This window comes from Labilithrix luteola (genome assembly GCF_001263205.1).
GTDB lineage: Bacteria > Myxococcota_A > Polyangia > Polyangiales > Polyangiaceae > Labilithrix > Labilithrix luteola.
Genome location: NZ_CP012333.1, coordinates 2,450,422 through 2,463,732, shown reverse-complemented (window position 1 = coordinate 2,463,732; position 13,311 = coordinate 2,450,422). Strand labels below are relative to the sequence as shown.

Here is a 13,311-nt window from a genome sequence, read left to right as displayed (position 1 = left end):
CCTGACGATGCGCAGCCCCACCGGAGCGAGCACGCCACGCAGCGCGTCTCCCGCGATCGCGCCCGCCGACATGCTCCTCTTCGCCGAGGTCGTACGTGAGGGCGGCTTCACGGGCGCCGCGCGCGTCCTGGGGATCACGAAGCAGACGGTGAGCGAGCGCATCGCGAAGCTCGAAGGAAGGCTCGGTGTTCGCCTGCTGGAGCGTACGACCCGCCGACTCCGCATGACGGACGCAGGCGGCGCCTACTACGAGCGGTGTGCGGCGATCGCCGCGCAGATTGACGAAGCCAACGGCGAGGTGCTCGCGTACCAGGCGGAGCCTTCGGGCATCCTCCGCGTATCGGCGCCGGCGCTCTATGGACGCCGCTATCTCGCGCCCGTCGTCGCGCGCTATCTCCTCGAGCACCCGAAGCTGCGCGTCGAGCTCGTGGTGAGCGATCGACGCGTCGACCTCATCGAAGAAGGCTTCGACGTGGCGCTCCGCATCGGCAAGCTCGACGACTCCAGCTTGACGACGCGAAAGCTCGGCGAATCTCACGTCTACTGCGTCGCCAGCCCCGGCTTCCTGCGGTCGCACGGCGACCTTCGGCCGAGCGCGCTCGGGACGGCGCGTACAATCGGGCTGCGTGTGTTCGAGACGTGGGAGGTGGCGGGCGTGCGGGCGAGGGTGACCCCCGCCCTCGTCGTCAACGATCTCGAGATGGCGTGCGACGCCGCCCTCGCGGGTGTCGGCATCGCGCGTCTGCCGGCGATCCTGTGTGGAGATGCCGTGCGGGAGGGACGACTTTGCGTGTTGTTCGGCGGTGAGGCCACAGTCCGCCCCGTGTATGCGGTCTATCCCAGCCGCCAGCACCTCCCGCCGAAGGTCCGCCTCTTCGTGGACGCACTCGCCGAGCAGATCGAGCCGATGCGACCGCTCTCGGCCCGACAGACCGCGGCGGCGGTCGCTACGGCTCGGGCGCCTCGCCGTCCGGCGAAGCGATGACCACCGTGTAGCCGTCGGGGTCGGCGATCCACAGCTCGCGGTGTTGAGCGTTCGGGTTGCGATGCACGTCGAGGACGACGCGCGCCTCGAGCTCACGAGCTCGCGCGACGGCGGCGTCGAAGTCGTCGACTTCGAACCACAACGTCACGCCGTTTCCGACGGGCTTGCTGCGATCACCCATGTGCCCATGGTGATGGTCGGCGTCCCAGGCGTGGAGCTGGAGGATGAGCCCGTCCGTCCCCCAGCGGGAGTGATGCAGTCGCGGGTCGACGAGTCGTGCGTACTCGCGAGCTCCGTCACTGCCGCCGCCACCGCCGCCGTCCGCGCAGCCCAAGAGCCGTTCGTAAAACCGGCGCGAAACTTCGACGTCTCGAACCACAATGAGGGGCTGAACTCGCATCGTCGTTCCAACGTACCCGCTCGAGAGACTTCTGCCTATGTGGCGCTGAGGCTCACAGTCCGAGAGCCGTGAGGCCACGTTCGTGAACCAAGGTCACCGCATCATCCGGTCGCGACGAGGTCGACGCGCTCGTCGCGCAGAAGACGCTGAAGCTCGTGCAGCGCGACTACGAACCGACGCCGCTGCCGATGCATCTCGTTCAGCTGCCGGGTGTGGCCTCGCGCACCTCGGCGGCCTTCGTGGAGTTCGCCGCCAAGCGCCTGCGCGTCTCGCTCGGAGACAAGCGCTCCGCGTGACCCAACGACGCGAGGCGTTTCAGATGCGCGCGCTCAATTCGAGGGATCGAGGATGCGCCCGAAGAAGACGAGCGAACGCGTGCGGGTGTCGACGATGGCGGCCAGGAAGGGCCGGTCCACCGTCAGTGTCACGGGCGGCGGCGGTGGGCTGTAAGCGACCGGTTCCATCCCGGTCGCGGACGCAGCTGCCGCTTCGGTGTGATGCTCGTCCACCGAGACGAACGTCTTCTGGACCACCTTTCCGATCTTCAGCGATTCGGCGGCCATCCCACGGAAGTCGGCGGCATCCGAGAAGGCCGCGCCCATGCCCATGGCCGTCAGGGGCGCTTCGAGATCGAAGGAGTCGTCGAGGCGGAACTTCGGGAGGGCGAGGGTGAGCGCGGCGCGTCCGAGGCCACCGAGCACGTCGAGCATCTTCCCGCCGGTGAGCGACGACTCGACGGTCTCGAACTTGCCCGGCTTGGGAACGACGAAGAGCATCTGGACCTCGAAGCCCTGGTACCAGAGCGCGGCGGCTTCGTAGTCCTCGGCGTCCAGATAGAAGGTCTTGAACACGCCATGCATCATGGAGACGGTCGGCGTTCGTCCGTCGAGCGTCATGAAGGGCTCCGACTTCGTCTGCCGGGCGTCGAACTCCTCCGCCCATGCGGCCTTGAAGTAGACCGCATTGACGAGGGCGAGACGCGTGTCCGCGGAGAGCTGACCCTCGGGGAAGACCTCCGGGATGCGCTGCTCCGTTTGCTCGTCGACCCAGCCGTTGATGGTGCGTCGCGAGGCGTCCGTCGCGGTCTTGAAATCCACGACCTTCACGCCTGTCCCGTAGTTGACGGCGAGGTTGTCGAGGAACGGCGCTTCGAAGACCATGCCCTTCTGCGCCCAGGCCGAATTGACCACGCGCAGGCGGAACGGATCCTTGCCCGACACGTTCTGGCCGCGGCTCGAGAGGGCGAGATCGAGGTCGTCGAAGGCGGCGTGGATCCGGTCGTCCGGGAGCTCGTAGCGCAGCGCCTTGCGCATACCTTCGGCCGTGCTGCCGCGCGCGCCGCCGTACGTCATGGCGAGTACGGTCGAGAGGCTGACGGGCGAGAGGAAGAGATTGCGGTTCGCGTGGTCCGCAGAGGCGCCGACGGTGCGATAGAGATCGACCGCGAAGTCAGCCTGGCCGCGGGCGAACTGTGTGCGCTCGTCGTCGGAGAGACCGGGGGTCGTATCGCGGTGGAGGCCGGAGCGGACTTCTTCGACCTGGACGTGGGAATCCTCGCGAGAGCACCCGAACAGCCATGCGCTCGTGGCGAGGAGGATGGCCGGCAGCGCCCGGGCCAGCGGAGCGCCGGGAAGGATGTGCATGAAGGTTGAGACGAGCGGCCTCGGACGCAAAGCAATCATTGGCAACCAACTCCCGGAAGGAAGTTCGATTGAATGGCGGCTTCGACCGCTGGTCAAGGACGGATACGCGGCGACGTTGAGCCGGTATTAGCTCTTGCGGCGGCGGCGCGCGGCCACGACGCCGATGGCGCCAAGGGCGACGAGGGCCGGCGTGAACGTCGCCTGGTTGCTGCCGGCGTTGGTCGAGCACCCGGTGACACTCGCCTTCGCCTCGGCCGAGCACTCGTTGCCCTCACACGATGCGCTCGCCGTGGTTTGGACTTTGATGTTCAGCTCTGCGTAGAGCGCGTCGATGCAGTTTTGCAGATTGTTGCCCGTGTCGACGAATTGACCATCGCAGAAGAGCGCGCCCTTCGGATCGGAGCAGCGCACCTTGCAACCGCCCTCGACGTCCGCCTTGCACTGGGCTTGGAGATTGCCCTGGCAGCTGACTTCGCAGCTCGCGGTCGCCTTCGCTTTGCACGACCCCTGACACGACGCGTGGCACTTCGTGTTGCAGTCGACGCTCGGCGGTGTGCCCTGACACGAGGCTTCGCACTTCGCGCTGCAGTTGCCTTTGCAGTGCGCTTTGCAGTCGGCCGAAGCCTGCCCGTTGCTCGCTTGTCCCGAGCACTCGGCCTCGCAGTCCGCATTGCAGGACCCGCTGCAGTCCGCGTTGCAGTCGAGGCTCCCGGGGTTCGCCGTGCAGCGGCCGGTGCAGTCTGCTTCGCAGCTTCCGGAGCAACTCGCATCGATCTCGGCGGTGCACTGGCCGTCGCAGGAAACCTGGCCTTTCGCCTGGCACGCGGCGGTCACGTTGACGGGCGTGCACTGCGCGTTGCAGTCGGCATCGACGTAAACGTTGCAGTGCGCGTTTGCTTTGACGTCGATGTTGCCGCAAGCCGACAGCGGCGCCGCGGAGGCGGTGGAAATGGGGAAGGCGAGGGCGAACGACGAGGCGGCGGCAAGCGAAGCTGCGAAGCGACGAACAGACATGTAGTCCTCGTAGGGTTTAAGGCTTCCCTTCATAGACGCGCCGCCGCCCGCCGCCATTCATGGGGACACGAATTCGCCCAAATTCCCGAGAAGGCGCCGATGTGGGTCAGCGCCATCTCGACGATGGCGGAGCTGCCCGGCAGGTGGTCGCCGTCGTCCGGAGTGGAAGTGCGAACGATACGAAGCGGCCGTCGTGCGAGAGGCTCACGTCGAGCCCGCAGCGTAGCCGCGGTGGGCCGAAGCCGTCCCAGCTCCCGGGCGCCGGGGCACGTGTCACCTCGCGCCCGAGCAAGGCACGTGCCGCGCGGCTAGGATCCTCGCCCAATCCGATCTCCGCGACGCGCGTCTCGATCGGGCCTGGCTCCGTCGTCGCGATCGCGTGGACGTAGCCAGCACCTCGGTGGATGCGCAGGAGGAGCTCGAGGCCGTCCCACCTCACCGAGGCGAGGTCGGGAGCGACGGCGAACCTCGCGTGCGCGAACACGGGCGCTGGCCTGAGCTTCGCCGCAACCTTGAACGCGGCCTCCTTCGCGGCGAAGAGCGTCCATAAGAGGACGTGCGGGTCCGACGACCGCGCGAGCAACGTGCGCTCCTCGTCGTTCGTGATCCGCGCTGCAAAGCGCGGATGGTGCCGGACGTTTTGCAGATCGTCGAGATCGACGACGTCGTCGCCGACGAGCTGCATCACCTCACGCCTTGGCCGCGAGGATCAGCGTGACGGCGTCGCCCACCGTCTTCACGCGATCCGCGTCCTCGTCCTTCACCGCGATACCGAAGATGTCCTCGATCTCGAGGACGATGTCGACGAGGCGCGCCGAGTTCACCTTGAGGTCCTTCAAGATCGACGTCTCCATCGACACGGACGCGAGGGCGCCTTCGCTCTTGACGAAGGGCTTGATGATCGCGACCACCTGGCTCATCACTTCTTGCTGGTTCATGCTGCTTTCTCCTGTTTGCCGAACACGACACACCCGTTGACGTCGCCGAACCCGAAGCTGGCCTTCGCGATGACGCGGAGGTCGGGCACGTCCACGGTGCGGTGCGGAATGCGCTTCGCGTAGGCCGCCAGCTCCGGATGAAGATCGCGGCAGTTGAGCGAGCCGTGCACGAACCCTTGATGGAGCTCGAGGACGGACGCGACGCACTCGATGCCGCCCGCGGCGCCGAGCGCATGCCCGATGAGCGACTTCGTGGAGTGCAAGAGCGGCATGCGCTCGGGCGGGAGCTCGAGCGCGGCCGACCAGCTCGCGATCTCACGTGGATCGGCGAAGGTGGCCGTAAGGTGCCCGTTGATTGCACCGATCTCCTCGGGCTGGACGTTCGCCATCGCGAGGGCGCCGCGGATGCAGCGCCTCACCGCCTCGCTGTTCGGTGCGGTCATGCTGCCGCCCAGACGATGCCCACCGCAGTTCACGTAGCCGCCGAGTACCTCGGCGTAGATGCGCGCGCCGCGTCGCTCGGCGCTCTCGAGGCTCTCGAGCACGAGGACGCCCGCGCCCGAACCGGGCACGAACCCCGCCGCGCTGGCGCTCATCGGGCGGGAGGCCTCCGCCGGCGCTCCGTTGTGCGTTCGGCAGAGCACCTTCATCGCGTCGAAGCCTGCCCAGATGTACTTCGAGTGTCCCTCGGATCCACCCGCGAGCATGCGCTCTGCACGGCCCTCGCGGATATGTAGGAACGCGTCGATGATCGCCTCGGTGCCGGTGTTGCACGCGCTCGAGCTCGTCGTCACCTTGTTGCCGAGCGCGAGCAGGCCGGCGACGCGCGCCGTGTTGCCGCTCGACATGATTTGCTCGACCATCGTGCTGCCGAGGCGACTCACCTTGCCGGCGTCGACGCGCGGCACGAGCTTCTCGGCGATGGTGTCGATGCCGCCGATTCCGGTGCCGATGATCGCGCCGGTGTCCCAGTGGACGTCGCCTCCGTCGCGTGCGGGGCGCTCGAGGCCTGCGTCCGTCCACGCGTCGATCGCCGCGATGGCCGCGTAGACCATGTTCGGGTTCATGGCGCGGAGTTCGTCTTCGTCGAGGTACCGGCCCTGGATGGCCTCGAGCCCTTCGGGGATGCCGCCCACCTGGCACCCGAAGCCGAGATCGGCGAGGTGCTGATGGAAGCGGATGCCGCTCTTGCCCTCGCGAAGCGCGCCGGCGAACGCGGCGGCGCCGTGCGCGTTCGGCGCGATCACTCCGAGGCCGGTGACGACGACGCGGCGGTCATGGTCCACGTGCCGCTTACGGAAGCTCACGACGCACCCCCATTCCTGCGACGACTCCCTGCGCGACCGGCGTTCCGTCATCGAGCGTCAAGGCCACGCTCGAACGGAGCTTCCCGCGCCTCCACAAGAGCCGCTCGGCCGTCACACGCACGGTCTCGCCGGGCCTCACGACGCGTTGGAACTCCACCTCCGATTCGGTGAAGAGCGTCACCGTCTTCTCGACCTCGCTGCGCGGCACCTCGAGTCCGAGGAGATGAATCCCCAGCGCGACGAGGCCTGTCTGGCACATCGCCTCGAGGAGGATCACGCCGGGCGTGATGGGATCGCCCGGGAAGTGCCCCGCGTAGAAGACCTCGTCGCGGCGGAACGTGTACTCGCCGACGGCGCGCGTCTCTTCGAGCTCGACGAGCCGATCGACGAAGCGGAACGGCGGCTTCTGCGGGAGGATGTCGAGGACCTCTTCCTTCGTCAGCATCAGAGCGAGCTCCTGTCCATGATCCCGCCCTTGCTGTTGGCCGACGGCGCTGGGTAGTCGGGGTACGCGATGCCGCGAAACATGCCGACCTTCGCGTCGCGGATCGTGTAGATGACCTCGCCGTCGACGAGCACCTTGCCGGTGCCGACCGCGACCGCGGAGCCGGACTCCTTCAGCAGCGAGAAGCGTCGGATGTCGACCTCGTAGCGAACGACGCGGTCGTGCGGACGTATCTGCCCGGCAAACTCGACCTCCTTGCAGCCGAGCGCGCGCCCCGATCCCGATGCGCCCGCCGCCGCGCCGTAGAGGCCGATGAGCTGCCACACGGCGTCGACGCCGAGGCAGCCCGGCTGCACCGGATCACCTCGGAAGTGACACTGGAAGAACCAGTCGGTGAGATGGATGTCCTGCTCACCGACGATACGGCCTCGCGGACCACTTCGCTCGAGCTCGACGACGCGGTCGATCATCAGCATCGGCGGCGCCGGGAGCCGCACGAACTCCTCGGGCGGATCGGAGACGAGGTTTCCTTGCGAGAGCGCGAAGAGCTCCTCCTTCGAGAAGCTCGAACGCGCGAGAAAGTCCGTATATCGCATCATGTTGCTTCGACCTCGATTCGAAGACCGGCCCACGTGAGCCCCGAGCCGACGACGACGACCACCACCGTGTCTCCGTCGGTGAGGTCGTTCCAGCGTTGCGACAGCACCGTCGGCGCTCCCGCCGCGCCGGTGTTGCCGAAGTCGGCGACGTTCGAGAAGTGTGCGCCTGCCGCGATCTCGGCGCGCCGCGTGACCGCTTCGAGGACGAGCGCGTTCGCCTGATGTCCGACGAAGCGGACCGCTCCGCCCGTGCGTCGTGCTCGCTCGCGCGCGGGGGGTAAGAGTTCGCTCATGCCGGCGAGCGTCGTCTTGATGGCGAAGCGCTGCACGGCGCTGCCGTCCTGCGTGAAGTGGCCGGAGCGTGGGATCGTCACGAGGTTGGCGCCCGACGGAGAGGAGCCGAGCATCGTCTCGACGATCCGAAGCCGCGAGGGCACTTCGGTCGACACGATCGCGGCGCTGGTCGCGTCGCCCCACAAGACGGCGGTCGCGCGATCGGAGTAGTCGACGGCGCGCGTCGTGTTCTCGGGGTTCACGATCAGCACGTAAGGAGGCAGCCCAGTCATCGATCCGAGCAGATGGATCTGCGCGCCGAAGCTGGAGCACGCCGAGCTCACGTCGAGCGCCGTCGCCTCGATACCGAGCGCCGCGGCAATGCGGCATGCGTCGGCGGGGATCGACATGTCGGGGTAGCAACCGCCCGCGACGACCATCCCGATGTCCGAAGCTCGGAGGCCCGCCCGCGCGAGCGCGTCTTCGGCGGCGCGGCGCCCGGTGTCGGCGTTGTCGTGGAGAGCCGCCTCCAACGCCGCGCGCGTATCGGCGTTGCGAGTCCTGCGAATGTAGTCGAGCGGCAGCACCGTGCGTCGCGTGCGGATGCCTACGCGCTCGAGGATCCACTCGTCGTTCGTGCCGATGTCGAGCTCCTCGAGGAAGCGATTGTCGATCACGTTCGCGGGATGAAAGTGACCGATGGCATGGAGATAGAGGGGCCTCATTGCTTCATCACCCCGCGATGCGCTCGCCACCGTCGACGCGGATGAGCGCGCCGTTCACCCAGCGCGCCTCGTCGGTGCAGAGCAAACACACGAGATCTGCAACGTCGGACGGCGTGGTAAGGCGGCCCAACGGATTGCGCTCGAGCGCATGCGCCTTCATGCGCTCACTGCCCGGGATGAGCCGCAACGCAGGCGTGTCCGTGACGCCCGCTTGGAGGACGTTCGAGCGAATGCCGCGCGGCCCGAGCTCGACGGCGATGGCGCGCGAGACGGACTCGAGCGCGCACTTGGCGGCGGCGACTGCAGCGTAGCCGCGCCAAGCGACCTCGTTGCCCTCGCTCGTCATCGCGATGACGCGCGCGTCGCCAGCGAACATGCCTCTCGCGAGGATGTCCTGCGTCCACGTCGCGAGGCTCGTGCCCATCGCATGCACGGTGCGGGCAAAGTCTTCCCCCTCGAGCACGGGCTCATCGTGCGCGGTCGCCAGCGGCTTGAGGTTCCCGTAGGCCACCGAGTGCATGAGGAGGCGCACGCGACCGCTCACGCCCATCTTCTCCGAGAGCGCATCGAGCACCGTGGCGCGCCCCGCGTCGGACAGTGCATCGGTGTTCACCGCCAGGAAGCCGGCGCACAACGAGCGGAGCTCTTCGAAGCGCGGCTCGATCGCCTCCATCGCGCCGCGTCGATCGCGGTGGACGACGCATACGTTCATTCCGTGTCGAGCGAGCTTCAGCGCGGTCGCGAGACCGAAGCCGCTCGAACCGCCGAGTACGAGCGCCCAGTGCGTGGGGTCGAATGTGATTGTCATGCGGCCTCGGCCACGTGCTTCACGGAGACGACGCTCGCGACGTCGCGCCCGATGGCCCTGAAGAAGCCACGGAGTGGACGTCCGGGGCCCACCTCGCAGATGCGATCCGCCGCGGAAGCGAGCACGCGCATGTTCGCGATGAAGTCCACGGTGCCGCTGATCTGGCGCGTCAATGCGTCGAGTACCGCCTCGCGGTCCGCGACGTGGAATCCGCCCGTGAGGTTGGACGTAACGGCGCCCGCCCTCTCGAAGGCGAGCTCGCCTGCGACCGCGTCGAGCTCGGCGCGGAATGCAGATTCGATCCCGCGCATCATGCGTGAGTGGAACGGCGCGCTCACGTTGAGCGGTACGAGCTCGACGCCCGGGACCGAGCAGGCGATCCGCGAGGCTGCACGCTCGACGTCGGCGCGCTTACCCGAGAGCACGATCTGTCCCGGCGAGTTGCGGTTTGCGGTGTCGACGTCGAGGCCGTCGAGCTCGCTCGAGAGCTCGCGATCGGCGATCCCCTCGGCGATGATCGCCATCATCGCTCCCTCACCGGCCGGCACGCCCTGCTGCATGAGCGCACCTCGGCGACGGACGAGGCGCACGGCGGTCGCGAGAGGGATCACGCCCGCCGCGCAGAGCGCCGTGTACTCGCCGAGGCTGTGCCCACCCCAGTGCGTCGGGCGGAGACCGGCGTTGTGCTCGAGTGCACGGAGCATCGCGATCTCTGCGGTGAGGATCGCCGGCTGTGTGTACTCCGTGAGATCGAGCCGGGGATCGTCATCGAAACACATGGCAGCCATATCGATGCCGAGCGCATCGCTCGCTTCGGCGAAGACATTGCGCGAGACATCGAATCGCGCGCAAAAGTCGCTCGCCATGCCTACACGCTGCGAACCTTGACCGGGGAATACGACGGCGGTGAAGCTCATTGCGGAATAACTACCAAACGAAAATCGTCGACTCGTCACAGCTGAAACACGCTTCGTCACGGTCTCCTGACACGCGCTGTGCCTCGCGCTCGGCAATGAGATCGTTCTCCATCACCTTCAGCTTCGCGATCACCTGGCGTGACAAATCGCGAGCCGCGCGGAGTCCGGTCTCGTTCGTCGTCGGCTCGAGGATCGCGACGCGAAGGCGGAGAGTGTCGCCGAACGCGGGGACGGTGCTGTACGAATCCTGACGATCGCCACGGAGATATGCGCAGAAGACCTGGGGACGGTCGAGCGTACTCAGTATTTGGCCGACGCCGTAGGTGACGTTGTCGACATCGACGCGGCCCGTACGGCTGCGCCCGCCCTCTGGGAACAACGTGACGATCTCGCCACGCGAGACGAGATACGCGAGACGGTCGAGCACGGCCTTGCGCGCCTCGGTGTCGCCCGCTCGATCGATGGGTACACACTTGGCGAGGTACACCAGCACACGGAGGAACAGGTTCTTCGTGAAGTGCTCGGTTGCCGGCACGTTCCACGAGAATCGGTGAAAGTCGCGCAGGTAGTCGCCAAGTGGCGCGAGTGCGTGGTGCAGAAAGGCAGAGTCCACCATCGTGAGGTGGTTCGCGCAAACCAAGGTCGGCCGCCCCGACGCGAGCGCCTCTCGATAGACGCGGCGCGCCTCCGCGATCCCCTCGACACGGTTCCCTCGTGCGACGCGCATCGTGAAGACCGCACTCGGCCCGACAATGGCGAAAGCAGCCCACCCCAGGAGCGATTGCACCTCCAGCGCGAGTCGGTCGCGCCACTTCAGAGCAGGCATGGCAGCTCGTTTAGCGCGAGCCCTTTTGCCGCGAGATGATCCAGATCAATCGCCTACGGACGGAGCGCAGTGACCGGCGCCGGTCGCGACGGGCTCGGCCTCCTGCGAGGCCAAAGTGCCGGCCGAGGGGCCTTCCCGGATTCGACCGACTCCCGCGAAGAAATTTGTCGGATGCCCGGGGGACCGAACGTTAACCGTGCAGAAGGGCGAAAAAGAGGCCTTTCCGCAAACCGAAGCAGCCCACGTGGTCAGACCGAAGGGCGCCCGGTCATGAACGTCTGAGACGAGAGAAGCGAAGGAGAGAAATCATGCAAGCACGTATGAAGCAGCCGGCGATGGTCATTCCCGAAGCAATGAAGGCCCTCCTTGCGCTATCGAAGGCAACGCACAGCAGCGGCGTGCCGGAGAAGACGATCCACCTCGTTCACCTCCGCGCGAGCCAGATCAACGGTTGTGCGGTGTGTGTCGAGATGCACGCGAACGACGCGAAGAGGAGCGGCGACACGGATCAGCGCGTGCACTTGGTGGCAGCCTGGCGCGAGGCGCCGTACTTCACCGACGCGGAGCGCGCCGCCCTTGCGCTCACGGAAGCGCTTACTCGCGTAGCGGATCGACCGGAAGCCGTGACGGACGAGATCTGGACCGAGGCCGCCCGCCATTACGACGAGAAGGCGCTCTCGGGGCTCTTGCTCGAGATTGGCGCGATCAACGTCTGGAATCGGCTGAACCTCGCCACGCGACAAGTCGCCGGCAGCTTCCGCTGAGCGAGACAACGGCGGCGGCCGCCAGTCGTATCTAGACTGGCGGCGGGAACGTCCCCCGTCCAAACGTGGAAGCTCGACGGCGTGCCGGAGCCACGAGGCAGCGTGGTTCACCAGCCCAAGCGGTGCGCGAAAGAGCGCGTACGTCTCTTGCTGCTCGGTCTAGCCGTCGTGGACGTCCAAGATCGAGTGGTCGCGGCATTGCGGGATGCCGGCCTGTCCGACGTGCAGGCGCGGCTCAGCATCGCGCCGGTCCATCAGGTCATTCCGCATTCGGTCCTCGCGGAAATCGAAGCGTTCGTTCGTCTGTTCGACCGCATCACGACGCGTGAAGCTTGGCAAACGACCGTGACCGTGGACGCCGCGGAGGTCGCACGCGTAGCTCGGCCGGAGACTTGCTTCTTCAGCGCGTGGGACTTTCATGTCCCGCCCGATCGACCAAGCGAGTGGCAGCTCGTCGAGTTCAACGACAATGGCTCGGGCTTCCTGCTCGCTGCGCTCCTGAACCGGCACCATTTCGAGCTCGGTAACGTCGCCCAACGAGGCTCGATCGAAGCTCCTGCCTCCTACGACTCGTTCGCAGCAAAACTCCTTGCGATGATTCGTGCCGAAGGTGAGGCGTTCTTCGGTGAGCCCCTACACGGTCCCGTGCTCATCCTCGACGACCGAGAGTCGATGCAGGTCGGCCGATTCCGACAGGAGCTCGTGCTCTTGCAACGAATCTGCCGCGCTGCAGGATGGATCTCGGAAATCGCCTCTCCCTCCGAGACGAAATGGGACGGCAAATGCTTGTTCCACGACGACACGCCGATTCGCTTCGTCGTGAATCGATCGACCGATTTCCTATGGGAAGGTGAAGAATTCTCCGCCGTACGCGCCGCCTACGAAAGTCGGAGCGTTTACGTTGCGCCAAATCCATTTACGTATTCGACACGCAGCGACAAGCGCTTGCTCGAATGGTTGTCGACCCAAGTGCGGGATTCAGAAGTTGGCATTTTGCCGGAGGAGCGCAAATTCCTCGGCGCTCACGTTCCCGAAACGCGCCTTCTTCGCGAAGAGAATGTCGACGAGCTCGTCTCGCAGAGGGACAGCCTGTTCTTCAAGCCGTGCCACGGTTTTGCGAGCCATGGCCTTCTCCCCGGGGCCCGAGTCGGGCGCACGCGCCTGCGGCGGTTGCTGAAGAAGGGGCACGCGTATGTCGCGCAGCGAAGCGCGCCGAAATCGCGCCTGTCGACGAGCGATGGCGTCGAGCTCTGGGTCGACCTGCGTGTGTGGGCGTATCGCGGGGAGCGCTTCCTCTTGTCGGGGCGGGCTTCGCGCAAGCCCGACGGACTCGATCTCAGTCCCCCCGGCGGATGGCTGGCAACGTATGCCGAGTCGCTACCGAATCGCGATGATGAGCGGTGACGCGCGCTGCGCAACCGTCATCTGACGCCCCCGCGTGTCGACGAACGTAGCGCGCTCACAAAAAATCACGTCAAGCGGTGGCGTCTCGTCGATGGGGATGCTGCGCGCGCTGCCCTGCGTCGGGACCGACGTCGAGCGCGGTCGCTGGCGAAACTTGAATTCGGCAACTTTCGACTCGCGCCACGACGCCGCCCGAAATGGACGGTGTCGTGGGCATCGAGTCGGTGGTGTTTCGAAGGAGAGAGGCCTGGCTCTCAGCCCTT

General features: G+C 66.7%; 16 protein-coding genes. 4 read left to right on the top strand and 12 right to left on the bottom strand.

What is annotated here, in order from left to right:
• The first annotated feature begins 7 nt into the window (after positions 1 to 7).
• Positions 8 to 985 (top strand): LysR family transcriptional regulator, encoded by a 978-nt coding sequence (locus AKJ09_RS11260; RefSeq protein ID WP_146647197.1) that lies wholly within the window; start codon positions 8 to 10, stop codon positions 983 to 985.
• Here the strand turns inward: AKJ09_RS11260 and AKJ09_RS11255 are convergent.
• Positions 948 to 1,385 (bottom strand): VOC family protein, encoded by a 438-nt coding sequence (locus AKJ09_RS11255; RefSeq protein ID WP_146647196.1) that lies wholly within the window; start codon positions 1,383 to 1,385, stop codon positions 948 to 950. The genes AKJ09_RS11260 and AKJ09_RS11255 overlap by 38 nt on opposite strands.
• Positions 1,386 to 1,540: 155 nt before the next feature.
• On the opposite strand from AKJ09_RS11255, the gene AKJ09_RS52865 reads away from it, so the two are divergent.
• Entirely contained in the window at positions 1,541 to 1,681 is a 141-nt protein-coding gene (locus AKJ09_RS52865) for a hypothetical protein (protein WP_169927447.1), read from the top strand.
• Between the two features lie 33 nt (positions 1,682 to 1,714).
• Here the strand turns inward: AKJ09_RS52865 and AKJ09_RS11250 are convergent, their stop codons facing one another.
• From AKJ09_RS11250 to AKJ09_RS11200, 11 genes are all read right to left on the bottom strand, one after another.
• Positions 1,715 to 3,028: a serpin family protein gene (locus AKJ09_RS11250; protein ID WP_169927446.1), complete on the bottom strand. Its 1,314-nt coding sequence runs from the start codon at positions 3,026 to 3,028 to the stop codon at positions 1,715 to 1,717.
• A 126-nt stretch (positions 3,029 to 3,154) separates the two neighbouring features.
• The gene (locus AKJ09_RS11245) at positions 3,155 to 4,042 is read right to left on the bottom strand and encodes a hypothetical protein (RefSeq protein ID WP_146647194.1); all 888 of its coding nucleotides are present in this window, start codon (positions 4,040 to 4,042) and stop codon (positions 3,155 to 3,157) included.
• Between the two features lie 106 nt (positions 4,043 to 4,148).
• Entirely contained in the window at positions 4,149 to 4,727 is a 579-nt protein-coding gene (locus AKJ09_RS11240; protein WP_146647193.1) for a 4'-phosphopantetheinyl transferase superfamily protein, read from the bottom strand.
• A 4-nt stretch (positions 4,728 to 4,731) separates the two neighbouring features.
• Entirely contained in the window at positions 4,732 to 4,980 is a 249-nt protein-coding gene (locus AKJ09_RS11235; protein ID WP_146647192.1) for a phosphopantetheine-binding protein, read from the bottom strand.
• The gene (locus AKJ09_RS11230; RefSeq protein WP_205633686.1) at positions 4,977 to 6,287 is read right to left on the bottom strand and encodes a beta-ketoacyl-[acyl-carrier-protein] synthase family protein; all 1,311 of its coding nucleotides are present in this window, start codon (positions 6,285 to 6,287) and stop codon (positions 4,977 to 4,979) included. The genes AKJ09_RS11235 and AKJ09_RS11230 overlap by 4 nt, the downstream gene beginning before the upstream one ends.
• The gene (locus AKJ09_RS11225; RefSeq protein WP_146647190.1) at positions 6,274 to 6,732 is read right to left on the bottom strand and encodes a 3-hydroxyacyl-ACP dehydratase FabZ family protein; all 459 of its coding nucleotides are present in this window, start codon (positions 6,730 to 6,732) and stop codon (positions 6,274 to 6,276) included. The genes AKJ09_RS11230 and AKJ09_RS11225 overlap by 14 nt, the downstream gene beginning before the upstream one ends.
• Positions 6,732 to 7,328, bottom strand: coding sequence for a bifunctional 3-hydroxydecanoyl-ACP dehydratase/trans-2-decenoyl-ACP isomerase (gene fabA / locus AKJ09_RS11220; RefSeq protein WP_146655498.1), 597 nt, complete (start codon positions 7,326 to 7,328; stop codon positions 6,732 to 6,734). Before fabA ends, AKJ09_RS11225 begins: the two co-directional genes overlap by 1 nt.
• On the bottom strand, positions 7,328 to 8,329 hold the full coding sequence (locus AKJ09_RS11215; RefSeq protein WP_146647189.1) for a 3-oxoacyl-ACP synthase III family protein: 1,002 nt from the start codon (positions 8,327 to 8,329) through the stop codon (positions 7,328 to 7,330). Before AKJ09_RS11215 ends, fabA begins: the two co-directional genes overlap by 1 nt.
• 7 nt (positions 8,330 to 8,336) lie before the next feature.
• Positions 8,337 to 9,137 (bottom strand): enoyl-ACP reductase FabI, encoded by an 801-nt coding sequence (locus tag AKJ09_RS11210; RefSeq protein WP_146647188.1) that lies wholly within the window; start codon positions 9,135 to 9,137, stop codon positions 8,337 to 8,339.
• Complete coding sequence (locus AKJ09_RS11205) at positions 9,134 to 10,054, bottom strand: ACP S-malonyltransferase (RefSeq protein WP_146647187.1); 921 nt, start codon at positions 10,052 to 10,054, stop codon at positions 9,134 to 9,136. The genes AKJ09_RS11210 and AKJ09_RS11205 overlap by 4 nt, the downstream gene beginning before the upstream one ends.
• Before the next feature lie 10 nt (positions 10,055 to 10,064).
• A complete protein-coding gene (locus AKJ09_RS11200) occupies positions 10,065 to 10,880 on the bottom strand; it encodes a lysophospholipid acyltransferase family protein (protein WP_146647186.1) in 816 nt (271 codons plus the stop codon).
• Positions 10,881 to 11,188: 308 nt separating this feature from the next.
• Here AKJ09_RS11200 and AKJ09_RS11195 point away from each other — a divergent pair, with 308 nt between their 5' ends.
• A complete protein-coding gene (locus tag AKJ09_RS11195) occupies positions 11,189 to 11,644 on the top strand; it encodes a carboxymuconolactone decarboxylase family protein (protein ID WP_146647185.1) in 456 nt (151 codons plus the stop codon).
• An 81-nt stretch (positions 11,645 to 11,725) separates the two neighbouring features.
• Positions 11,726 to 13,048 carry a hypothetical protein gene (locus tag AKJ09_RS11190; protein WP_205633684.1) on the top strand — a complete coding sequence of 441 codons (1,323 nt, stop codon included), beginning with the start codon at positions 11,726 to 11,728 and terminating at the stop codon, positions 13,046 to 13,048.
• The last annotated feature ends 263 nt before the right edge of the window (positions 13,049 to 13,311 follow it).

Excerpts from the sequence above, each read along its gene's own strand:
- fabA (WP_146655498.1), bottom strand. The coding sequence starts at position 7,328 with ATGCGATATACGGACTTTCTCGCGCGTTCGAGCTTCTCGAAGGAGGAG.
- AKJ09_RS11245 (WP_146647194.1), bottom strand. The coding sequence starts at position 4,042 with ATGTCTGTTCGTCGCTTCGCAGCTTCGCTTGCCGCCGCCTCGTCGTTC.
- AKJ09_RS11240 (WP_146647193.1), bottom strand. The coding sequence starts at position 4,727 with ATGCAGCTCGTCGGCGACGACGTCGTCGATCTCGACGATCTGCAAAAC.
- AKJ09_RS11200 (WP_146647186.1), bottom strand. The coding sequence starts at position 10,880 with ATGCCTGCTCTGAAGTGGCGCGACCGACTCGCGCTGGAGGTGCAATCG.
- AKJ09_RS11250 (WP_169927446.1), bottom strand. The coding sequence starts at position 3,028 with ATGCACATCCTTCCCGGCGCTCCGCTGGCCCGGGCGCTGCCGGCCATC.
- AKJ09_RS11210 (WP_146647188.1), bottom strand. The coding sequence starts at position 9,137 with ATGACAATCACATTCGACCCCACGCACTGGGCGCTCGTACTCGGCGGT.
- AKJ09_RS11255 (WP_146647196.1), bottom strand. The coding sequence starts at position 1,385 with ATGCGAGTTCAGCCCCTCATTGTGGTTCGAGACGTCGAAGTTTCGCGC.
- AKJ09_RS11215 (WP_146647189.1), bottom strand. The coding sequence starts at position 8,329 with ATGAGGCCCCTCTATCTCCATGCCATCGGTCACTTTCATCCCGCGAAC.
- AKJ09_RS11235 (WP_146647192.1), bottom strand. The coding sequence starts at position 4,980 with ATGAACCAGCAAGAAGTGATGAGCCAGGTGGTCGCGATCATCAAGCCC.
- AKJ09_RS11195 (WP_146647185.1), top strand. The coding sequence starts at position 11,189 with ATGCAAGCACGTATGAAGCAGCCGGCGATGGTCATTCCCGAAGCAATG.
- AKJ09_RS11260 (WP_146647197.1), top strand. The coding sequence starts at position 8 with ATGCGCAGCCCCACCGGAGCGAGCACGCCACGCAGCGCGTCTCCCGCG.
- AKJ09_RS11205 (WP_146647187.1), bottom strand. The coding sequence starts at position 10,054 with ATGAGCTTCACCGCCGTCGTATTCCCCGGTCAAGGTTCGCAGCGTGTA.
- AKJ09_RS11225 (WP_146647190.1), bottom strand. The coding sequence starts at position 6,732 with ATGCTGACGAAGGAAGAGGTCCTCGACATCCTCCCGCAGAAGCCGCCG.